Raw genomic sequence first — 22,979 nt, 5'->3', positions numbered from 1 at the left:
TCACTAATTTTGCACCCAACGATGTAAATCTGCCAATACTGCACTGCCTGCTTGAGGACTTTTCACGAAAATTATTTCAGATACGCCACAGTCATACCCACCCAGGCCGCTAATCCTCAGCCACGCTCAACTGATTGCGCCCCGCTCGCTTGGCGGAATACATGGCGTTATCCGCCCGCCGCAGGATCGCCTCGACATCCTCGCCATCTGCTGAACCGAACAGGCACAGCCCGATACTGGGCGTGCTTTCGTAGCGATGCTCCTTGAGTGCGTAGGGTTCGCCCAAGGCACCGAGTATCTTCTCGCCGACCCGCCGCGCATCCATGCTCGCCGCCTCGCGATCCGACGGCAGATCGGCCAGGATGACGACAAACTCGTCGCCGCCCAGCCGCGCTACGGTATCCATGCCGCGCACCGTTGCCTGGAGCCTGCGCCCGACCTCGACCAGCAGCATGTCGCCGTAGTCATGGCCCAGCGTGTCGTTCAGCGCCTTGAAACGATCCATGTCGATGAACATCAACGCCCCCAGCGAGCCATGGCGCCGGTTGCCCGAAATCGCCTGGTGCATGCGGTCGATCAGCAGCCGTCGGTTTGGCAGTCCGGTCAAGGCATCGAAAAGCGCCAAGCGCCGGAACTCCTCCTCGATCATTTTCTTCTGCGAAATGTCCTGCAAGGCGCCCACCATCCGGCTCGCCCGACCGTCCGCCATGCGCTCGACCACCTGACCATGCAAGGCCACCCACAGCGCATGCCCATCCTGATGCCGGATGCGGAATTCGAGCGCCCAGGGATCGTCGCCGGCCATCAGCGCTGCGCGCTTCCCCTCAAGCTCGGCAACATCTTCGGCGAGCACCAGGCCGGCAAGCTGCGCCACGCCAACCGCATCCGTCAGCGGCAAACCCAGCATGCGCAAAAAAGAGGAATTGGTATGCAACACCGGCGCACCGGCCGACCACTCCCAGATGCCCTCGCCCGTTGCATTCATCACGTTGCAATAGCGCGTCTCGCTCTGACGCAACTGAAGTTCCGCCAGTTTTCGGTCGTCGATGTTGCGGTAAGCCCCCATCAGCACCCCGTCCCCGGTGCGCTTTCCGCGCACGCTGAACCAGTGCCATTGGCCGTCCACGCAACGCAACCTGACATCGGCATCGAAGGCCGGACTGGTGCCGGCGAGGTAGTCTTCCAGCACCGTGTTCATCAACGGCGCGTCGTCGGGATGAGTAACCGGCGCCCAACCCGCGAATGCATTTCCCTTGGTCTGCCCGTCCTCGCTCAGCGCCAGCGACCAGTTCGACGCGACCCGAAGCTCGCCCTGCTCGTACAACCAGGCCCACAATCCTTGCTCAGCGCCGGAGAGCGCCAGCGTCAACATTCGCTGCAAGCGGACACGGTGCAGCAAGTTGCCAATCCGGAGGCGGACAAGATTGGGCTTGAAGGGTTTGGTGATGTAATCGTCGGCACCCAGTTCCAGCGCGCTGCATTCGCTGGCCAGATCGTCCATGGCCGTGAGAAAGACCACCGGGGTTCCGGCAAAGCCGGGCAAAGCCTGAAGCTGGCGCAAGGTCTCGAAGCCGTCCATGTCCGGCATCATTAAATCCAGCAGAACCAGATCGAATCGACGTGCCGAAAAAGCCGAAATGGCCGCCTGCCCCGATTCGACTGTAACCACGTCGTAGTCGCCTCCGAGCGAGATGGTCAGCAGATCAAGAATCGCCGGCGTATCGTCAACCGCGAGCAAAGAGGCCCGCTGTCCTTCCAGCAACAATCCATCCAACGGCATGATGCATCACTCTTGGTTGATCACCTGCCTATGATAACGGAATCAGTGCCGCGCCAGCGCCATTGCCAAGGCATCGGACACCTGGCCGAACAGCCCCGAGACCGCCTCGCCATACACCGCCGGGATGAATTCCATGGCCAGCACCAGGCCAGCGCCCTGCATCAGCAGCGCCGGCACGACGACACGGAGAAAACGACCGCTCGAAGCAGGACGACGCGGCAGCGTGCGACCGGGAACCACATACAAAGGCGCGGGAGAGAGGGTGTGCTTGTTCATGATCTTTCCTTGAAACTGTTGGAAAGACCATCCTTGGAGCGCTCCGCCTGACCTGGCGGATTGTCTCGGCAGATGGCCGAGATCTAGGGCAACCCCGCTATCTGAATGAATTCAGACCGGAGGCTTTGCGTCCCTGTGTCGCCACAGGTTTGCCGTTGATCACGAGCGCACTCTAGCTATCCCGAGTACAACCGTCAACTATTGCTCCAATAGTCAAATCAAATCGACCGAACCACCCGCACACCCGGCAGCTCCGCCTTGATCGCCGCTGCCAGCGCCGTTCTCGCCGGGGCGTCGCCGTGCACCAGGCGGACTTCGGCGGGATGGTGGCGCATGCGTTTGAGGAAGCGGACCAGGTCGCCCTGGTCGGCGTGCGCCGAATAACCGCCCAGCGTGTGCACGGCGGCGCGGATGTCGTAGCGCTTGCCGTCGAACTCCACATAACCGCCACGCGGGCCGTATTTCTGGATGGCGGCGCCCGGCGTGCCTGCCGCCTGGTAACCGACGAACACCACATCGTGGCGTGCGTCGCCGAGCATGGCCTTGAGGTAATTCACCACCCGGCCGCCGGTGCACATGCCGCCGGCGGCGATCACCAGCGCCGGCCGGGCCGTGCGCGTCAGGTAATCGACCGTGGACAGGTGTTCGGCATGCGTATCGACCGTATACAACTGCTCGAACGCCAGCGGATGCCGGCCATGCGCCACGCGCCGGCGCGCCTCGGCGTCCCACAGGTGGCGCAGTTTGCGATACGACTCGGTCAACCGCGCCGCCAGCGGCGAATCGACGATCACCTCCAGCGACGACCAATCAAAGCCATCTGCACTATCGCGTGCAGCAATGATCGCCTCCAGGTCGTACAGCAGCTCCTGCGTCCGGCCGATGCTGAAGGCCGGCACCAGCACCGTGCCGCGATTGCGCAACGCCCGCTCGACCAGCAAACGCAACTGCCGGCGTCGATCCGAGCGCCCGGCATGCAGGCGGTCGCCGTAGGTACTCTCCAGCACCACCACATCGCCCCGCCACGGTGCCCGCGGCGCCGGCAGCAAGGCCGTGTAGGGCGCGCCCAGATCCCCGGAAAACACCACCCGCCACTCGCCATCCGGCGAAGACGGCGCCAGGCCGTCGTGCAACTGCACCTCGACATACGCCGAACCCAGGATATGCCCGGCCGGCTGCAGCTTCACCCGCCAACCCGGCGCCAGCGCATGCCAGGTCTTGTACGGCAAAACCACCATCTGCCGCTCGATCTGCCCCAGCACCCGGGCAATCAACTGGCGATCACTGGTCGCGCCAACGGCCAGCGCGTCCTCCAGCATCAGCGGCAACAGCATCGCCGACGCCTCGCTGCACAGGATGGGCCCGCGAAACCCGGCCGCCAGCAAATAGGGAATGCGCCCCACATGATCGATATGCACATGGGTGACCACCAGCGCCATCACCCCGCCCACCGGAAAATCGATTTCCGGCGAACGCGCCGACGCCCCGTCGGCAGACAACTCCGCGCCCTGGAACAAACCGCAATCGACCAGCAAGGCACGGCCGTCCGCCAGCCGAAGCTCGTGGCAGGAACCGGTCACACCATCTGCGGCACCGTGATGAAGGATGGAAAAGTCGCGCACGCAGCAATGCTATACGCAATCAACATAATTGACAAACGCATGAATCAGGGGTTTACCCCGCCTTGGATTGCTCTTTGAACAGTTCAAGTGCTCGCTCTAGAACTTGCCGGTCAGCTATATCCTTGTCTCGCACAGTTTGCTTTGTTCGCAGGAGCCCTTCGAGACTAACCGTTTTCACAGGAATTCCCTCCAGGTCAACGGTCACCGCGTACTGTTTGAGTGTGTCATATGTTTCACCACACGCGTTCAGCATAATATCGACCAGAAAAGCATCGGCTACCCGAATATTGTCACCCTCTGCAAACCATTCAGGTTCCAAGTCCCTTGCAGCTTGATCGGGCAATACCATCAATGCTGATTTAACTTTGGCTCCGGATTCCCTTGTTGCCGGAACGAGCACGTCAATATCCGTTGTGGCGCGGTGGTAGCCATGCACAAACAAAGCATATCCACCAATGAGCAAGTAATCGACTTGTTGTCGATTTAATGACTCAATTAGCGCCTTCAGGTCTTCCAGGGAAGCGGGTCGGCAATACTCATCCATTGCGCCCATTAGCCCGCTCCAAAGCAAGCTTTGCCATTCCCTTGGCCAAGCAGTCAAGTTGATGCTGGTAGGCATCTTCATGGGTCTTGAACCGATACACCCCTTTGGGAATGAATGTCGTATCCCCCGTAGGCAAGCGATGTATCTCATCATTGAATCGAGCGCCTTCAGCCAATAGGGCGCCAGACACAAGAAGACCAATCGGGCGTTCTTTGCGCTGACCAACTGTTCTCATGCCTCTCTCCTTTCCATGATCCCTCAGATGATACACCTTGGACTTTAGCGCTTCGCCTCGAACTGCCAGGCATGCGCCACGATGGTTGCCAGGTCGGCGTACTGCGGCTGCCAGCCCAGTTTCTCCCTGGCCTGGCGCGAATCGGCCACCAGCCGGGCCGGGTCGCCCTCGCGGCGCGGCGCATCGACCACCTTGATCTCGCGCCCGGTCACCTGACGCGCCGTATCGATCACCTGCTGCACCGAAAAACCGTTGCCGTTGCCCAGGTTGAACGACTGGCTCGCGCCGCCCTTCAGCAAGGACTGCACCGCCAGCCAGTGCGCCTCGCACAGGTCGGCGATATGGATGTAATCGCGGATGCATGTACCGTCCGGCGTGTCGTAATCGCGCCCGAACACCGAAATATGCGGCCGACGGCCTGAAGCCGCCTGCAACACCAGCGGAATCAGGTGCGTTTCCGGATCGTGCCGCTCCCCCAGCAGCCCCGAAGGGTCCGCCCCGGCAGCGTTGAAATAGCGCAGACAGACCGATTTCAAGCCATAGGCCATGTCGTAATCCGCCAGCGCCTGCTCGATCATCAGCTTGGTCCGGCCATAAGGATTGATCGGTTGTTGCGGATGCGCCTCGTCGATCGGCGAATAGGCCGGCTCGCCAAAAGTCGCCGCCGTCGACGAAAAGATGAACTTATCCACCCCGAAGGTACGCATTGCATCCAGCAGGTTCAAGGTATTGACCACGTTGTTCTGGTAATACCGGGCCGGCTGCTGCATCGACTCGCCCACCTGGATGAAGGACGCAAAATGCATCACCGCATCGAAATGCCGGCGCCGGAACAAGGCATCGAGCAATTGCCGGTCGGCAATGTCACCATGCACGAACTCGCCGGCCAGCACCGCATCGCGATGACCGCTGGAAAGATTGTCCAGGGTCGTCACCCCGCAACCGAGCTCGCCCAGGCGCTTGACCATGTGCGAACCGATATAGCCCGCGCCACCAACAACCAGAATATTCGGCAATGCCATCAAATGCTCCGTCAAATGAGGTCTTGAAATAGAGGTCTGACCCCTTTTCTCTTCCAACCTCATCAATTTACCTCACCCCCGCGCATCACCCCAGCGGTACGGGCTGGCGTCTTCGCCCAGGTAGTGGGCGACGCCGTCGCGGCCGACGCAGTATTGGGGGGAGACGATCATTTCCTTCATCGTCTGGGCGTCGCCGATGCGCGTGTATTCGAACACGATGCAGCGCTCGATGCGCGTGCCCGAGCGGATGTGGCTGCCGTGGCCGATCCAGGCCGGGCCGATGATCGACACACCGGGATCGATGCGCACGTTGGAACCGATGTAAATCGGCCCGACCAGCTTCGAGCTCTCCCAGGCCACCGAGGTATTCAGGCCGACCCAGACGCCCGGCTGCACTTCCTTGCCCGGCATCTCCATCTGCGCCACCTCGCCGCGCAACACGCGCTGCGAGACTTCCCAGTAATCGTTCAGGCGGCCGATGTCGATCCAGTTGAAGAAACGCTTCTGCGCATAGAACGGCAAGCCCTTCTCCACCAGCATCGGGAACAGCTCGCTGCCGATGTCGAACGGCACGCCCTGCGGAATCAGGTCCAGCACTTCCGGCTCGAAAATATAGATGCCGGTACTCGCCAGGCGCGATTTCGCCTCTTCCGGCTTCGGCTTTTCCTGGAAGGACAGCACCCTGCCCTCGTCATCCGTCACCACCACGCCATAGTTCTGCACCTGATCGAGCGGCACCTCCAGCGTCACCACGCTAACCAGTGCGCCCTTGCTCTTGTGCTCGTGCAGCGCCGCGCCGAGATCGATGTCGACAATCGCATCGCCGCAAACCACCACCGTCGTCTCGTCGAAGAAACCGCCAAAATCCTGGATCTTGCGCATACCGCCCGCCGACCCCATGGCCTTGGGCACGATCTCGCCATGATCACGCGCGCCCTCGAAGGAATAACCGAGATTCACATCCCAGCGCCGACCGTCGCCGAAGTAGTTTTCGATCTTGTAATGGTTGAACGCCACATTGATCATGATGTCGCGCACCCCGTAGCGGGCCAGGTGCTCGATCAGGTACTCCAGTACCGGCTTGCCCAGGATGGGCACCATCGGCTTCGGCACGAACTTGGTCAGCGGACGCACGCGCGTGCCCTGGCCGGCGGCCAGAATCATTCCCTTAGCCATCGAATTTCCCCTTGGAGATAAGGATCGCCTGCTGGATGGCCCCGGCGGCAACCGTCAATATGCGTTCTTGTTGATGAAACCCTTGAAAACCGTCAGGAAGATGATCTTGATATCCAGCCACAAAGACCAGTTCTGGACATAATCAAGATCATACTTCACGCGCATTTCCATCTTGTCCAGCGTCTCGGTCTCGCCGCGCCAGCCGCTGATCTGCGCCCAGCCCGTGATCCCCGGCTTGACCTTGTGGCGCAGCATGTAACCCCGGATCAGCCGGCGATACTGCTCGTTGTGCGCCACCGCATGCGGGCGCGGCCCGACCACCGACATCTGCCCCTGCAGCACGTTGAAGAACTGCGGCAACTCATCGAGCGAGGTCCGCCGCAGGAAAGCCCCGAACGGCGTGATCCGCATGTCGCCCTTCTGCGCCTGGACAACCTTGTCGCCATCCTCGCACACCGTCATGCTGCGGAACTTCCACACCTCGACCACGGCGCCGTTCAAACCGTAACGACGCTGCTTGAACAACACCGGCCCCGGCGAAGTCAGCTTCACACCAGCCGCGATTACCGCCATCGGCAGCGCGATGATCAGCAGGATCAAGCTCGCCACCACAATATCCTCCAGCCGCTTCAACCAGCCATCGACCCCGTAGAACGGGCTCTCATGCAGGCTCAGCACCGGAATGCCGTCCAGGCTACTCATCTTGCCGTGCAGCAGGTCGAAAACGAAGAAATTGGGCACCAGATACACCGACGCCGTCGTATCGCTCAGCGCATTCACCAGTTCGACGATGCGGTTTTCCGCCTTCATCGGCAGGGTGATGTAGATGTAATCCACCTTGCCCTCGCGCGCCAGCGCCACCAGCTCCTCGAAACGGCCCACGCCTTCCGTATCCTCGGCGGCATGCTTGCAATCGCGCTTGGCCAGGCGGTCGTCGTAATAACCGATGAACTGCATCCCCAGCCAGGGCGTTTGCTCGACCTTGTCGACCACCTGCTTGCCCAGCTTGGTCTTGCCGGCAATCGCCAGCGTCCGGGTATTGCGCCCGTTGGTGCGCAGGCCGTTCAAGACCATGCGCAGAATCACCCGAACCGCCGCCAGCAACAAGGGCGCCAGCGCGAACCAGGTCAGCACCGCCATCCGCGAATAATCCGCCGAAGTCTTGCCCAGGAAAGCGATGAACACCAATGCCACGGCGGTCCAGCACCAAGTCACCAGCGTTGCCGTCACGGCCTCATGAACCGGCACCAGGCGCCAGGAAGAATACAGATGCTTGGCCCCGCCAATCATCAGGAACAGCATCACGCCCCAGACACCGGCCTGCGCATACTTTGCCGAAAACTCCAGGCCACGCGTCAGCTCAAGCGCCAGCACCAGAGAGAACAGGATCACCGAAGCATCAAGCACCCGGTGGAAGAAACCGATTTTCGAACTATGGGGCCGAACCAACCCGCCAGACATCGCAGCCATGATAGAAACCAATCAACGCAACAGTGACAATGTGATCACATTACGATGATGCCATGATGACAAAAATAGTCATATATGACGTTAATCATAGCCAATCAAGCCATGCGCATAAGACCCAGGCGAGTCACCAACACCCCCAGCATCGCCCCGCCCGCATCCAGGCCGACATCGAGCCAGCCGCCCTCGCGGCCCGGCACCAGAAACTGCATCGCCTCGGTCGCCGCGCCAAGCAAAATCAGGCCACCGATCAGCCGCCACGCCGCCAGATCGCGCCGCGCCACCGCCAAGGCAGCGCCCAGCAAGGCAAACATCAGGAAATGCACATAATCCGAAAGCCCGCGCCCCTCGGAAACCGGCATCGACCAGCCCAGCCAGTCCGCCAGCCATTGGTGCACAAACGCCGTAACCTGCTGCTGCAACACATTGCGCCACTCGCCCGGCATCGCCACCGCCGCCAGCACCAGAGCAAACGCCAGCACCAGCCCGGCCCGGTAACGCGCCGCGTGCAGCCAGTGCGCCAGCAAGGCGCCGAAGGCCACCAGCCACAGCACCCACAAGGCCAGCAAAGCCGGCGATACCCAGGCACGCTCCACCAGCCAGGACAGCCGTAACTCACTCACGGAAAACGTACCGGGCACCCGCAGCAAACGCGCCATCAACTGCAGCTCGCTGGTTTCCGGCACCAGCAGGATCACCGAATCCACCGCCCCGGCCTGCGTCCCGGCACCGATGAACGCCGCCCGCTCATGCCCCTTGCCCAGCGCATCGACCATACGCACCGACAACATCGCCCGATGCCAGGGTTTCTCGCCCTCGCCGACAGCGTCCAGCGCCACCTCGGCCTGCACCCGCACCGCCAGCGCCCCATCCGCCATCGGCAAAGCCCAGGCCAGACCGCGCGTTTTATCGATATCCGCCGCAGAGAGGGCAAAGCCATCAGGCAAAGGCGTCAACACCGGCTCACCGAGCCGGCGCAAGCCCTCATCCGCCAGCGTCGGCATCACCGATGCCAGGGTGGAATAACGCACCTCGGGCAAATTCAGCAGCAAGGTCGCGGCCATTGCCGCCACCAGTAAAACCCAGGAAAAAAAGTCCCTCACCCAACCCCGCCCATCTTGTCCAACGCCACCACAAAAAAACCGCAGCATGCCCGACGACACGATGCGGTTATGTGAGGTTACAGATCCCCGGCCTCCTGGCCAGGCAAACTCAAGCCTTTATCAGCAAGTGCTCCAGATGGTGTTTCTTCAGACGTTCGTGTAATTCCTTTTGAACGTAGGCGGCAATCGATTTCTTGCTCTGCTGCAGCGAGTCGATTTCGGATTTGGTCAATTGATTGGAAGCCAACAAGGTACTGCGCTTCGTTGGCGGTGAGTGCTTCGGGCTCGATGCCGAATGTTGCTGTGAATTCTTCATCAAACCGCTCCTTGATCAACCTGACAAACTTCTTTTCTGGCACCAGCGCCGGGTTGCGCCCCGCGTTCACCAGAACCACCACATCCCTGACCACACCACCTTGGACCTGAATATAGTTCGATAATTCTGCCAGAGTTCCACCCAGATTGGTCACATCATCGACCAACACATATTCGGCGCCCGGCGTTACCTTGCCGAAGAACTGCGCTCTCGCTGCCATCCGCTCCATGGGATCAGCCCCCGTGTGATAGACACGATCGGATTGCACGATCCCTGTATCGACATCGCCTTCCAGAAGCGTCGCACACACAGCCGCCAGCGTTTGCGGAATCGCGTTATCGCCAGTTGCCTCCTGCGCATGGGGAGAAACGTAGATCAAGCCAGGCTTCAATCTCACACGCAGTTCACTAATCCAGGTAACCGCCAAATCCACCACCAATTCAAGCGCGGCATCCTTGTCGCCGGCCTTGGCCTTTTGATACGCATAGTGAGACTTCAGCGGTGCATCATCCCGCCATAAATGCGCAGCGGACAGAGAAAGCGGAAAGCCCTTGGAACGGATCATCGATCTACCGCCCGTACCGATCCTCAAACCGCACGATGTCATCCTCGCCCAGGTAAGACCCGCTCTGCACCTCGATCATCTCCAGCGGCAGCTTGCCGGGGTTTTCCAGGCGGTGCGTGGTGCCCAGCGGGATATAGGTCGATTCGTTTTCCGACACCAGGAAAGTCTCGTCGCCCTTGGTCACCCGCGCCGTGCCGGAAACCACGATCCAGTGCTCGGCGCGGTGGTGGTGCATCTGCAGCGACAGCACGCCACCCGGATTGACCACGATGCGCTTGACCTGGAAGCGCGAACCGAAATCGATGCTGTCGTACCAGCCCCAGGGCCGATGCACCTTGCGGTGGGCATTGGTTTCCGAACGCCCCGCCGCCTTCAACTGGCCGACCACGTCCTTCACCTTCTGGATCTGATTGCGATCCGCCACCAGGATGGCATCGTCGGTTTCCACCACGACCACATCCTGCAGCCCCACCGTTGCCACCAGCCGGCTGCTCGCCATCACCAGCGAATTCGCGGTATCGACCGCCAGCACATCGCCCTTGAAGACGTTGCCGGCTTCGTCCTTGTCGCCGATCTCCCACAACGCACTCCAGGCGCCGACATCCGACCAGCGCGCAGCCAGCGGCACCACCGCCACCTCGCCGGTATTCTTGCCGGCGGCCGTCAGCGGCTCCATCACCGCATAGTCGATGGACTCCGACGGGCAAGCCGCAAACGTCGCCTTGTCCGGCCGCACAAAATCCATGTCCTGCTGCCGACCGGCAAACGCCGCCTCGCACGCCGCCAGAATGTCCGGCCGGCACTGCGCCATCTTGGCCAGCCACACCGACGCCTTGATCACGAAAATGCCGCCATTCCACAGATACTGGCCGCTATCCAGATAGCGCTGCGCCGTCGCCTGATCCGGCTTCTCGACAAACTGCTCGACCAGGCTCGCGCCCTCGCCCAGCGAATCGCCCACCCGGATATAGCCATAACCGGTTTCCGGTGCCGTCGGGCAAATGCCGAAAGTCACCAGCTTGCCCGCATCCGCCAGCGGCAAAGCCAGCGCCACCGCCGCCCGGAAAGCCGCTTCATCCTGGATCACATGATCCGCCGGCATGATCACCAGCACCGGATCGTCACCACCCGCCCGCGCCAGCAAGGCACCCAGCGTCAAAGCCGGTGCCGTATTGCGCCCGCAAGGTTCCAGCACCATGCCACCATGCCGCACGCCAATCTGGCGCAACTGCTCGGCCATCAAAAACCGGTATTCCTCGTTACCGATCAAAATCGGCGCCGCCAACCCGGCCCCCGCCAGCGGCAAACCCTTCAGCCGCTGCACCGTGGCCTGCAGCATCGAACTCTCACCCGCCAGGTTCAGCAACTGCTTGGGAAACTGCTCGCGCGACAGCGGCCACATCCGGGTACCCGAACCACCGCACAGGATCAAAGGTTGAACGTTCATCAAATCACTCCAGGAAAACTCAATTCTTCCGCCACCCAGCGCAAATACGGCTGAACATAGGCATGCGGACTGCTCGTGCGCCGCATCTTCAGCCGGGCTGAGCCAGCGCCAGGCACCGTGCTGGGCCAGATAAGCCGCCTGCGGCCAATCCTCAGCCAGCAGTTTACTCGGCAAGGAGCGTAAGCGAGTGGCGAAGATCAATCGTCTGATCTAGGCGAGCACGGAAATATTATCGGTTTGCATCGGATTTCAGCTCGATTTCTTTCAGGTGTTAATCGGCTTCATTTAAATTTGCCGGAATTCAGTGGGTTAAAAAGCCGAGAAAATCTACTAGCATATGGATTTCAAGATTCATGGAGGTAATAATATTTAAAATGTAACAAATCTAATAAAACAAATTATGGCATAAATTATTTTTTGGAAAATCATCTATGGAAAAACATCCCTGAACTTTATGAATGAACTGTGAGCTATTAACCTTGGCACAATCTCCAATTTCAACTAACTGGCCTAACTGATCAGGAACTCCGCCACACTCGATGCGATGAATGGCCTGGAATTGCCCAAAATTTAGATTGGGTCTCTCTCCTGCCGCCAGTTTCAAGGCCACTCTTGGCCAATATTCTTTATTATTTAATCTATGAACAAATCTAATCTGCTCTATAGAGAAAAAAATAATTCTATTCAAATAGAAGCCATATTTAACACTATCAAGCTCGGCATTATAAACTCGAAAACGGAGCGGAGGACTAGTAGGCATATTAACATCTGTTCCATCATGAAACGCCCAGCCGTTTATATTTCCAAAGCTTGCAGTCATAACTGAGTTCGATGAACCAAAGCCTAATATGCCACCGTTACAATTGATGGCTCTGATAAACTTAAACTCACAGCCAACCAAACCCAAAAAGTTATCGTTAAAAACTGCATATCCGCATTCGTTGCAGTCCAAACCATCAAAAACACAGAAGGCCACATTATATGGGTCTGGATTAGAATTTAAAAATAATTTTCGTGGAACATGAACAGCACCACCGGTAAAGCCAACGCATGAAATGATACCAAAATGGCAACCAACGACTCCTGAAAGCCGAAAGACACTTATGTTAGTAAAATTACCCGCCGAAATAATTTTATAATTTATTTTCGCGAACCTTCCACCTTTCCATGTTTTTGCAATATGAGAATCTGCCACTCCATTGGTAATGGAGAACACGGATGTATCATCTGCTATTGCATGTACATTGAAATTCACCTTGCTTCCAGTTCGAATTTCGGGCAAAAACGATTCTCGAAAGTGGCAATTTAATTCGATGACTCCAGTTCGAACATTATAGTTCCCCGACGGGATGTAACCCTCAACTCCACGTGCGACACAAAACATTAAAAATTCTTTTATGTTTAGTGTGGCATCAATCAATCCATTTGGATCCGCGCCGAAGTCTTTAACCAAATCGACACAATCACAAAAAGAGAAACAGCTTGGTGAAATTGCAACACCTGAAAGTGCAAGAAATTTTCTTCTGGAATTCATATTCTATAACATCAACGAGCGTGGAGGTATGAAGCGATTCCTGAGACGATTAGGCACCCAAGCCAAACCACCAAATCTATACACGGAGATTCCCTAGAATTAGAAGCTGAAAAATCCGCCAAAAAAGTTTAAATAAAGTGCACCACAGAAACCAGGGTATTCCTGACTCAATGGGTTAGACCGTAAGCAGAAAACAAACTCATATGTGTTCAAACATTTCGTTAGCCAATTTCCAGCTTAGATAATTCAAGGTCATCTATTTTTTAGTATATCCGCATACACAGCCAAGGACAATTCTCGAAATCTTTCCTCTGTAAAATTGTTTTCGTATCGTTTTCTTGCGCCAATTGAATATTTCAATCGCAAATCATCATCACTCAAAATACGGATGCAAGCATCGGCTAACTCTTTTGAATTACCCGGTGTTACATTCAAACCACTAACGCCTTCTTCATTTACCCACGAGACACCAGAACCAATAATGTTCGTCGCAACAATTGGTAGGCTATATGCCATCGCTTCAAGCAACACAACCCCAAATGCTTCCGACCTCAGAATTGATGGAAGGCAGAACAAATCGGCATTTTGATAAAGTGAAGTGAGTTCTTCTTGGGAGACGCGACCGGCAAGCAAAACTTTATTTTGCAAGCCATTTTCGTCAATTAGCCCAGCAAGCTCCCTCGCCAGTTCCCCACCCCCAGCAATCACCACAGCCACATCGCCAGGCAAATATTTCGCTGCCTCAATCAAAAATGGAAAACCCTTATAAGCGGACAGTCTGCCAACACTCAATACAAATCTTCTAGTTCCAATAAAATCAGCCAATCGTTCCGGCAGAGCACATTTTTCACAGCCAATTTGCGCAGGGGTAATACCTAGCGGAACAACGCGCACCTTCGACAAGAATGGTTTTAGTGGAATAGAACGCTCCACATAACGTTGAGATGTAGCCACTATCAAGTCAGCTCGCTTCAACATAAGCCACTCAAGCGGCACCACAATCTTTCCAAGCACTCCTTTACCAATAACATCCATATGCCAATGCACAAGCAACTTTGGCCTAAAGCCAATGAACAATATCGATAATGCAGAAAGAAAATTTGCTGCGTGCAGGTGGACAATATCTGCCTTACGCGCTTCACGAACTGCCGCAAAAAAATAGCCAAATGATAAAGGTTGACTACTCACGATCTTTGCTACTGGATAGCGCAACACACTCACTCCAGCGTCTTTGTCGCCACCGTTACCTGACTGACCAAAACAGACGACGACAACGTCGTAGCCTACCTCGCTCGCTGCCTTAGCAACAGACTGTGTGATGATTTCAGTCCCGCCCATGTCCGGCGGATAAAACTTACCTAGGTGAACGATCCTATTCATCCTAAACTCTCTCAAGCAAATCTAAAATCACAGACAAAAAATTGTTGCCGTCGATACAAACAGCACATAGCCACCAACAGCAATCGACCAAGCACGTACAAGCCGTATACCTGCTCTGCGCATCGCCGCAATTTGATTCAAATAAAAAAGCAGCATCAATAGGCCATGAACATAAACAAAATGGGCTAAAGAAATGCCCCAAATATTAATAAGAACCACAGCCGTCGGCACAGATAGAATCAAACAAAAAATACTCCACGGTAACACTTTATACATTGTTTGCAAGCGTGTGTTTACTAAATCATGAAGTGCGATCCCAGACCACAAAATTGACTGACCCAGTATCCAATAAGCCGGCAAAGCATTTTCATCAAAAACCCTTAAAAACGCTGCCCCAAAAATCCAGCCCAATGAATTGAAAGATAAACCAAATATTGCAGCAGCAAGAGCTACAAGCCCAATGATATTTGACACAGCCCTTTCCATATCACGATCGGGCAAGGTGAATAAGTGCCGAAATTTAGCAACCATTACTATCTGATGAGCAATGATCGGTAATGCGGCTATTCGTGCGAGCACAGAATAATCAGCGGCCAACACAACACCGCCCAAATAGCCAGCCATCAACCGTCCCGAAGTTGTTGCCGCAACAGTCACAACAGAAGAGACCATCAGAGGAAAACCTAATCTCAACACCTCTTGATATGCAACAACCTCCCCATCGCGCAATCTGCGCACTAAACCCCAAATAGAAACAGAACTCAGGATAAAGACATAACAGGCGATGCCCCAAATCAGCCAATCCACAACATTTGGCGAACGTACATAATCTACAGCTACCACCACCACAGTTATCAAACCAAATGTGCCAGCATCTAAAAATAAAGACGCCTCACCTCTTCCATGCGTTTTTAAATAACTGCTCCATAACACCTGCAACGCAATTGCGGCCGTAAACAACGTTGTCATAACGAACGCGTCAGACAATTGCAACAACACGCCACACACCAAAAGCACGGCTACCCCAACGGCAACGAAGAGCTGGTGAACCAAAACCCCAGAAAAGCTACCTGTCGTAACTTTTTTGAGCTCCACTAATGGAACCGTCGCGCTTGTACCAACTGCCACCAAAGTCGCAATAACTGAAGCCGCCGCATACGACCATTCCAAAGTGCCGTAGACAGCACTTGGCAGCAGATTTGCCAATAAAATTGGCGAAATAAATAGAACGCCTCGTGCGAAACCGAAGCTAAATAGATAGAACGCGATGCGTTGAAAGTTTTTCAATTATGCCTTGGCGCGCTTAAGGTAAACGCGTTCACACAAAGAAGGTACCTGCACCGGATCCAGATCCTCTCGCACATCAGGATCTACAGGGCGAGGTAGTTGACGCATTGCGCCAGATACATACAAGCCAGGCTGAATCAAACTGCGCGCGACTGTCACACCTGCTCCCACAATTACACTCGAGGCAATACGTACGCCCATGCTAACGATGCAGCCAGACCCGATATAAACGTTATCTCCAATCTCCACTCCGCCATCTATACGATATCGACCAGCGCCCTGCATTTCATGAATATATCCGTGCGACCAAATTTGTGACCCAATACCTGCGAGTATCGAAAAATCTCCGAAGCAAATGCTCTGCGTACAATCCAAATGGTGTTTAGAGGTAATCTTTGTGAGCTCTCCCAATTTCAAATAGGCCACTCCATAAGTTATAAATCCAAGCCGACCACGTACGATTTTGTTTGAATTTCCAATCGCCGCCTTAGTAGCCAACTCGACAACAAGTGGTCCATTCACCACATTCAATCGCCCAATGTAAGCAGATTTGCCCAGCTTTAGTCGATCAATACGAATGATATTAAAATGTCCGATAGATGATTTATCAGCCATCTCGATATCATTGACCAGCACCCATGAAAATCCGAAGCGACATTTTCTCCCTATTCGATATCCAATAAATTTTAAAAAAATTACAACCAAGAATGAGGGGAGCAGAAAAATAACTAAAGAAACAAGGTGTGAGATAATCTGCTTTTTCATTTTTTCAATATTCAAGAAACTCGAATTTTTTTTCCAGCAATACCGATAAGCAATGAGCAAACCAGCAAATACGAGCCAGAAGCTGAAGACAAAATGTTAACAACTGGCCACAATATTGAACTTGCAGCGATCAAAACTACTGCAGGAATCCATTCAATTTTTCCTTGCCGCAAAGCGCGGTATGGCACGCCCAACAACCAACCGTAGAAAATCAACACTAATGGACTAAGCAATCCAAAATCTATGAACACAGGCCCAAGAAAAGTAGTGTAAACACCATATCGCTCACCAACGTTTATGGCTTGTTCTCCTGATGCAATCCCACCCGTAAAGATGCCTATCAATTTAAGCGGCAACCACAAAGTACGCCCCCCCCACTCATGCTCTCCTTGAAAGTATGTAAACAGCAAACCAAATTCAAAGATGCCATGAAATATGTACTGAACTAAGCTAAAGAATCCAGCCGCAACTTCACCAATCTCAAAGTTGTCATCGAAGCTTTCTCTCACCTCGAAAGACGGCACCATCGTATATGAATACGCTGAATTTAAAACACTTTCCTGCATTGAGAAACCCATTAAATCAACACGTGACAGCATCATCAATGTTGAAATAATAGCCAAACCAGCAATCGACAAAATTGCAATTATTTTGTGCCGAAATATTAACCTTAACCCACGTGCGCGGAGTATAAATAACCATGTAAGCAGATGAGCCAATGCAACTACAAGCAACAACGAACGAGACCCAAGTTGGATACTCAAATATACAGCGATAAAAACGTTCAGAGAAGCCAATATCTTTAACCATTTACTTACAATCAGAATATTGGTCTCAGCAATCCATATAACAATCAAAGAAAATAGCCCAAGAGAACTCGCAAAGGCTGCAATCGCAGAAAAACCCGATGCCTGACTCCCCTCTAACGCTTCTCGATTCTGAAACACGTCCGCACCAAGTGAAACACCGCGAATAAAATAGCGATCCACAATAAGTAGCAGCACGCCTAATGCTCCGACCCAAACAATCACACTCACCATGCTGTGGAGCTTTTTAGGATCAAATCGGTGTTCTTGAATAGGCATGGAAAACTCCCTACCCGCTCCAGTGCGCACGCCTACCAGAAATCCAACGAAACACAGTAACCAGAATAGAAGCGCATCAAATGACATCGGATACTGAATTTCAACGGGAAGGAGTGGCAAACACGCAAAAAAAATCAGTACGGAGTAAAACACCAAGACAACAGGTGATAGAAATCGAATATTGACTTTATTCACCTTGATTGATGAATTATTCATTGAATATGTATTCAAGATCTCATTCCTTGACGACACATCGGTTCGTATGACATGCAAAGGTGGTTTAAAACATCCTCAAAGGCATCGGTCAGGGCATTCACGTTTCTTTCTGTCATTAACTCGGGCCTATCTAGCTGATGCCAAAGAGTCACTGGATAGCTTTTGGTATACAGATAGTTTAATATTGATTTAGCATCATCACGAGTCGCAACCTTAACCCGCTGCGTAAGCACCTTCTCCATGACGGATGCGATATCTTCAGGCTGACTCATCACTTCTAAACCAGCATATTGAGTCATTGCATGGTTACCTAACACAGCGATGGGTTTACCTGCGAAGATACATTCCAAGGTAACAGTCCCGGTCACAGTCATTAGCAATGGCGCTTGAGGAAATACTGCCTTCATAGGAGTTTTATGTGAGAGTGCAATGATGTTTGGTGTATTTTTTACGAGATCGCACAAATCGTCAGAAAGTTCGTATTTTGATTTTGGGTTGGGCTTCACAACAAGAACCGCACCCAATTTTTCAAGTGATTGTGCCGCACGTTTTATTATTTGTGTTTGATAGCTCCATGGCTTACCCCAGAGTTCGATGTTAACTTCTGGCTGCATTTGCAATGGATACAAAACCCATGGCCTGTTCTTAAGTGACTCGGGCAATTGCAGCTGTGAAAAACCCTCCCAATCCAAGCACCTTATAGCATGCGCCCGCTCTAGTCGCATTTTGGTCAAGGGTGAAGGAGTTACATAGCGTTCGCCCATTAGCCAGCCAGTGGTGATCAACAATTTATTTTTGAGTTTTCCCCATTTTTTCTTGAGCAGTGGTTGAGAAACAACTTTCATATAACTCGGCACAACTTTGCGTTCAACAATCGCATCGAGCATGTTTTCCAATTCAGAATCGTTCAAATTGACGCCTTCACCCCCTACAGGATTAATGGTGTCGTAATCAAAAAAGTGCAAACGCCCAGCAGGGTAGCGCGTACCAATTGGCGACAAAAAACGAATCCCCATTTGACGCGCATTTTCTAATGTCAACTGCTCATGAAACTGCGTTGGTTCCCCGAACACGACATCTGGCCTGACTGATTCGAGAATTTTACGAATGCGTTTGTTGTAAGGATGCCAATGCGATCCATCCCCACCAAACCAACGTACGCCACGATCCACATCCCTTAACCATGAAAGAGACTCATCTTGATTCTTTTCACTAGCAGACGGAAACGATAAGAGATGTTTCTCGCCGACTGTGGGCATGAACATTGGATTCTGAATAATCCAATAAATCTCGTGCCCTCGCGCTTCCAGCTGCCGAGCAACGGCATCCCATATCAACGTAGCATAGCGATTTTCGATAAAAAGTATCTTCATTTCGAGTAGCTTTAACCAATTAAATTCCTGTTAGATGATCCATTAAGGAATGTCTGAACAAGTCTAAAAAATCGAGTTTGTTGTTCTGCTCCCATTGATTTTCCGACGGCCAGATTTCTGGAGCGCTACTTATTTAGAAATCCTTAAGAAAGTTCGCAGCAGACTTATTTAATGGCACAAGTCGACAAAGCACATAGTTATCTCAATTCATACAGCGCACTATAAAAACCACTTCACTAATTATTAACCTCCCACTTTATAATAATACGAGTACGCATCATGCCACGAAGTGTTTATTAGAACACACTCTAATGTTAGACATGCACCAATTATTAATTATAAATAAGAAATAAATTAACCACCTCAAAAATCTATCAAGCCAGCTTGCAATAAGCTGAAAGCCATCATGAGAATCAAATTAAATCCTTAAAAAAAAGCTTCTTTCTATCCTCAAAAACGATCACCGAATCGGGAATTTCACTATCTTTTATAGTTACACCTTTGGAAACAATGACATTTTTACCAATATTGCATCGACCAATTATTGATGAACCACTCATCATCCTGACATTTTCTCCGATTACCGGATAGAAGCCTTTGTTGTTACCTACTGTGCAACATTGTGAGAACGAAAAGCCTTCCCCATAAATAGCTCTACCCATAACACTACCTACTGGGTGATCCATAAAGAAATGCCTCGGCAAATTTATCTCATAGTACAAGTCAACCGAGTTTATAATTTTATTAAGGATATACAACGCACTCGAAACCCTGCTCATGTCCTCATCTTCGAATACTGCTTTAGAATAGAAATAAAGATATATACCGTACTGCGAAGTATGCATAGGATCAAAATACACCTCTTCGCCACGTTTATAATACTTGTTTTCTATCAAAGAAAAACAATAACCAACATCTTCTAGGACTTTGTCAAACCGACTTTCAAGAACTTCTAAATCCTTCCCCGAAAGAGGAAAAAAAGAAACAAGCTGCCTTTTTGTCAAATCAAATAGCGCGCCCTTACCCCCCTCAATGTTCATTATTTATATCCTCGAGAAAATCAAACGATACAGGAGTAAACTGCGAGACATCTTTATTTAACCTCATGCCTACGATACTTTCTGAATATTTTGGCAATAGACCGTAGCCTGGTCGCACGCTTTTAAAATCTTCAGAACAAACAATCGCGCCTTTTTTTAGGTCTTTAATAAAATATAAAGAGCGACGGAACTTAACATTTCCTTGCTCGCTCGACTTGCGTCCATAATCAACTTTCCCCAATGCGGCCCAAGCCGTTTTGCTGTCTCGGCATAGTGCCGCAAGCTCTGCGGGCTCAAGTGAAAAACTGTCATCCGGCCCGCCACCATTTCGGTCTAAGGTGAAGTGCTTCTCGATGATTGATGCTCCCATGACCACGCTGGCGATTGCGGTAGTGTTGTCCAAGGTGTGGTCAGACAGGCCGGTAACCGTTCCAAAGCGCTCAATCATGTCGGGAATGGTACGCAAGTTGTAATCCTCTGCAGGAGCTGGGTAACCACTTACGCAATGCAAAATAGCGAGTTCCTTGCATCCGCCTTCTCTCGCCGCTTCAATGGCCTCCTGAATTTCTTCTGCATCCGCCATTCCGGTAGAAATGATCATAGGCTTTCCAGTACTGGCGACGTACTTGATCAACGGCAGGTCCACGGCCTCGAATGAAGCTATCTTGTAAGCAGGGGCGTCAAGGTCTTCGAGCAGGTCGACTGCGGTGTTGTCAAAAGGGGAACTGAAAATGGTAATACCGAGTTTTCTGGCATGCTCGAATAGTGGTTTGTGCCACTCCCAAGGCATCTGTGCCTCTTGATAAAGCTCATAAAGGGTTTTGCCATTCCACAGACCACCGTGAATCTGAAATTCTTCGGCGTTACTGTTTAGCGTGATGGTGTCTGCTGTATAGGTCTGTAGCTTTACGGCGTCTGCACCAGCCTTCTTTGCTTCCTCGATAATCTTTATCGCAGTTTCTAACTTGCCGTTATGATTGGCTGATAGCTCAGCGATTATGTAGGGTGAGTAACCAACGCCGATTGGACGGTCTGAAATCGAAATTATTGGATTCATTTTATTATTTTAACCATTAGCTAAATGAAGGAGTTTTTTTAACGTGTCATTGCGACTTGCTTGCCATTCAGACGCCAACATTCCTAATCGATAGACATCGACGAAACTGCCATCCATCTTATGTTGATCACGCAAAATGCCTTCAACTTTAAAGCCAAATTTTTCGTGAAGTTTGATCACAGGTGTATTGAAAGCAAGCACCTCACAACAAAGCTTGTGTAGGAGAATACCGCTAAAGGCATGCTCAAGCGCCAGATATTCCATTCTGCTCCCTGTGCCCCTAGGTGCTTCTGGTGAAGCGTAAAAAGCCCACGAGGAGTTCTGATTAATCACATCAATACCATTAAAACCAACAATACCCAATGGGCTTCCTTGGTACTCGTACATGAAATACTGCTGATCACTACGCGTCAGTGTTTTCTCCCACCAAGCAAGATGTTCGGCGAAACTGATTTCATGGCGGGTGTACATGTTTGCACGAACACCAGGAGCGTTACGCCACGCCAACATTAATTCTAATTCCCCCGTCTTTATAGTGCGCAAACGGCCAAGCTTCAAAGTAAGTTCTTTATCCATTATTCTTTCTCCAAGATGAGCCAGCTCATTGCCCGCCCGCAACCCATTCCGTCCGTCACTGCGCTAGCGTTATCTCGCAACTGATTAAAAAAATATTTAGATTTGTAAATATCATCAATAAACCTAGCCAAATCCTTCGAAAAATCTTTGTTTAAATACAGCATTCTTACTGCACTGGCTTGTTCCAGCAGATTTGCTGCATGTCGCTGGTTATCGGCGAGTACCATCATGGCAGTTGGCAAGCCAAGGCAACATCTCTCCCAAGATGTTGCCCCAGCGGCCCCAATGGCAAGATCGCTATCAGCCATGAGCTGGGCCATATTACTGACCCCAACCAATACACGCGTCGACCAAGGCATTTGCTGAGCCAGGTTTCGTACCTCATCTAACCACGGTGCTGTCGCCCCCATAACCACCGTGATCCTGCAGTTCTCTGGCAATGAACATGTGCTCAACGCTTGTAGCACCTGTCCGGTGGCGTTGTCCTTGTCTACACCGCCCAAGGTGACCAGTAGATCTCGCATGACTGGCTTGGCGCGGCGCTGCAGACTGTAGGAGCGAAGGGCGGCGAATTCGGAGCGCAATAGCGCGTATCGTGAGCCACACAGCAACCGGCATCTCTCAGGTACCAAGGACAGGTAATCTGCGGCCTCGCGTCCAAAGGTCTGGTCAAGCAGCAGGTCACAGACATGCTTTCGATCTGCCAGGTCGTCAATCACCATCAGTTGGTGATAGTAAGGTGCCAAAGCCTCTTCCCAAACAATGTCGAGCGCGTAGTGGTCGACAATCAGCCAGTCCGGATGCTGAGCTGCAAGGATAGAAGCACAAGCATTTGCGTCTTCAGCTTGTGTTGCGCCTAGCCAAGCGCTGTGAGCAAGATCAGAATCCGGGGATTGATCATTGGCGGTATCGCCGGATTCCGCTGCCACGGGCAGAGCGTGTGTAACGTAGCCCTTGCTGCGGATGAAATCGATCAGGTTACCTTCATGAGCACGGCAAATGAACTGGCACTCCGCACCTTTTGCATCAAGGGCGTCGGCTAACGTCAAGCAGCGCATGACGTGGCCAGTCCCAATCTGCAGTGAGGCGTCGGCGCGGAAAATGAACTTCATG

The 22,979-nt window shown here is 52.7% G+C and carries 20 protein-coding genes and 1 riboswitch; all 20 genes read right to left on the bottom strand.

The features are described 5' to 3' along the window. Positions 1 to 109: 109 nt before the first annotated feature. Entirely contained in the window at positions 110 to 1,780 is a 1,671-nt protein-coding gene (locus G471_RS18340) for a two-component system response regulator (protein WP_028995083.1), read from the bottom strand. A gap of 42 nt (positions 1,781 to 1,822) precedes the next feature. Next, positions 1,823 to 2,056 (bottom strand): hypothetical protein, encoded by a 234-nt coding sequence (locus G471_RS19090; RefSeq protein WP_157272483.1) that lies wholly within the window; start codon positions 2,054 to 2,056, stop codon positions 1,823 to 1,825. An 84-nt stretch (positions 2,057 to 2,140) separates the two neighbouring features. Then, positions 2,141 to 2,220, bottom strand: a riboswitch (cyclic di-GMP riboswitch). Between the two features lie 54 nt (positions 2,221 to 2,274). Then, on the bottom strand, positions 2,275 to 3,678 hold the full coding sequence (locus G471_RS0109110; RefSeq protein WP_028995082.1) for an MBL fold metallo-hydrolase RNA specificity domain-containing protein: 1,404 nt from the start codon (positions 3,676 to 3,678) through the stop codon (positions 2,275 to 2,277). Between the two features lie 52 nt (positions 3,679 to 3,730). Then, a complete protein-coding gene (locus tag G471_RS0109105) occupies positions 3,731 to 4,303 on the bottom strand; it encodes a hypothetical protein (protein WP_051295391.1) in 573 nt (190 codons plus the stop codon). Between the two features lie 198 nt (positions 4,304 to 4,501). Beyond that, a complete protein-coding gene (gene galE, locus G471_RS0109100) occupies positions 4,502 to 5,479 on the bottom strand; it encodes a UDP-glucose 4-epimerase GalE (RefSeq protein WP_028995080.1) in 978 nt (325 codons plus the stop codon). 72 nt (positions 5,480 to 5,551) lie between these two features. Continuing rightward, a complete protein-coding gene (locus G471_RS0109095) occupies positions 5,552 to 6,655 on the bottom strand; it encodes a nucleotidyltransferase family protein (protein WP_028995079.1) in 1,104 nt (367 codons plus the stop codon). Positions 6,656 to 6,709: 54 nt separating this feature from the next. Further along, positions 6,710 to 8,125: an undecaprenyl-phosphate glucose phosphotransferase gene (locus G471_RS0109090; protein WP_081700185.1), complete on the bottom strand. Its 1,416-nt coding sequence runs from the start codon at positions 8,123 to 8,125 to the stop codon at positions 6,710 to 6,712. A 95-nt stretch (positions 8,126 to 8,220) separates the two neighbouring features. Further along, positions 8,221 to 9,186, bottom strand: a complete 966-nt coding sequence (locus G471_RS18335; protein ID WP_028995077.1) for a VanZ family protein — start codon at positions 9,184 to 9,186, stop codon at positions 8,221 to 8,223. A 116-nt stretch (positions 9,187 to 9,302) separates the two neighbouring features. Next, the gene (locus tag G471_RS17195) at positions 9,303 to 10,106 is read right to left on the bottom strand and encodes a hypothetical protein (RefSeq protein ID WP_211226409.1); all 804 of its coding nucleotides are present in this window, start codon (positions 10,104 to 10,106) and stop codon (positions 9,303 to 9,305) included. A 4-nt stretch (positions 10,107 to 10,110) separates the two neighbouring features. Beyond that, positions 10,111 to 11,553 carry a mannose-1-phosphate guanylyltransferase/mannose-6-phosphate isomerase gene (locus G471_RS0109075; protein ID WP_028995076.1) on the bottom strand — a complete coding sequence of 481 codons (1,443 nt, stop codon included), beginning with the start codon at positions 11,551 to 11,553 and terminating at the stop codon, positions 10,111 to 10,113. A gap of 385 nt (positions 11,554 to 11,938) precedes the next feature. Then, a complete protein-coding gene (locus G471_RS19085; protein WP_157272481.1) occupies positions 11,939 to 13,087 on the bottom strand; it encodes a hypothetical protein in 1,149 nt (382 codons plus the stop codon). Between the two features lie 252 nt (positions 13,088 to 13,339). Beyond that, the gene (locus G471_RS18730; protein ID WP_081700184.1) at positions 13,340 to 14,467 is read right to left on the bottom strand and encodes a glycosyltransferase; all 1,128 of its coding nucleotides are present in this window, start codon (positions 14,465 to 14,467) and stop codon (positions 13,340 to 13,342) included. A gap of 27 nt (positions 14,468 to 14,494) precedes the next feature. Beyond that, positions 14,495 to 15,754 (bottom strand): polysaccharide biosynthesis protein, encoded by a 1,260-nt coding sequence (locus G471_RS19080; protein WP_157272480.1) that lies wholly within the window; start codon positions 15,752 to 15,754, stop codon positions 14,495 to 14,497. Then, positions 15,755 to 16,519 (bottom strand): acyltransferase, encoded by a 765-nt coding sequence (locus tag G471_RS19075; RefSeq protein ID WP_157272479.1) that lies wholly within the window; start codon positions 16,517 to 16,519, stop codon positions 15,755 to 15,757. An 11-nt stretch (positions 16,520 to 16,530) separates the two neighbouring features. Further along, entirely contained in the window at positions 16,531 to 17,835 is a 1,305-nt protein-coding gene (locus G471_RS18725; RefSeq protein ID WP_157272478.1) for an oligosaccharide repeat unit polymerase, read from the bottom strand. Further along, positions 17,832 to 19,193, bottom strand: a complete 1,362-nt coding sequence (locus G471_RS19070; protein WP_157272477.1) for a capsular polysaccharide export protein, LipB/KpsS family — start codon at positions 19,191 to 19,193, stop codon at positions 17,832 to 17,834. The genes G471_RS18725 and G471_RS19070 overlap by 4 nt, the downstream gene beginning before the upstream one ends. A 413-nt stretch (positions 19,194 to 19,606) precedes the next feature. Next, the gene (locus tag G471_RS19380; RefSeq protein WP_051295390.1) at positions 19,607 to 20,233 is read right to left on the bottom strand and encodes an LbetaH domain-containing protein; all 627 of its coding nucleotides are present in this window, start codon (positions 20,231 to 20,233) and stop codon (positions 19,607 to 19,609) included. Further along, positions 20,223 to 21,290, bottom strand: coding sequence for a pseudaminic acid synthase (gene pseI, locus G471_RS0109070; protein ID WP_028995075.1), 1,068 nt, complete (start codon positions 21,288 to 21,290; stop codon positions 20,223 to 20,225). The genes G471_RS19380 and pseI overlap by 11 nt, the downstream gene beginning before the upstream one ends. Positions 21,291 to 21,299: 9 nt before the next feature. After that, positions 21,300 to 21,866, bottom strand: a complete 567-nt coding sequence (pseH, locus tag G471_RS18715) for a UDP-4-amino-4,6-dideoxy-N-acetyl-beta-L-altrosamine N-acetyltransferase (RefSeq protein ID WP_081700182.1) — start codon at positions 21,864 to 21,866, stop codon at positions 21,300 to 21,302. Further along, entirely contained in the window at positions 21,866 to 22,978 is a 1,113-nt protein-coding gene (gene pseG / locus G471_RS0109065; RefSeq protein WP_043421278.1) for a UDP-2,4-diacetamido-2,4,6-trideoxy-beta-L-altropyranose hydrolase, read from the bottom strand. Before pseG ends, pseH begins: the two co-directional genes overlap by 1 nt. Position 22,979: the final 1 nt, after the last annotated feature.

It is taken from the genome of Azonexus hydrophilus DSM 23864 (assembly GCF_000429605.1).
Classification (GTDB): Bacteria; Pseudomonadota; Gammaproteobacteria; order Burkholderiales; family Rhodocyclaceae; genus Azonexus; species Azonexus hydrophilus.
Note: the sequence above shows the minus strand (reverse complement) of the source record. Positions and strands in the feature narration are given on the sequence as shown.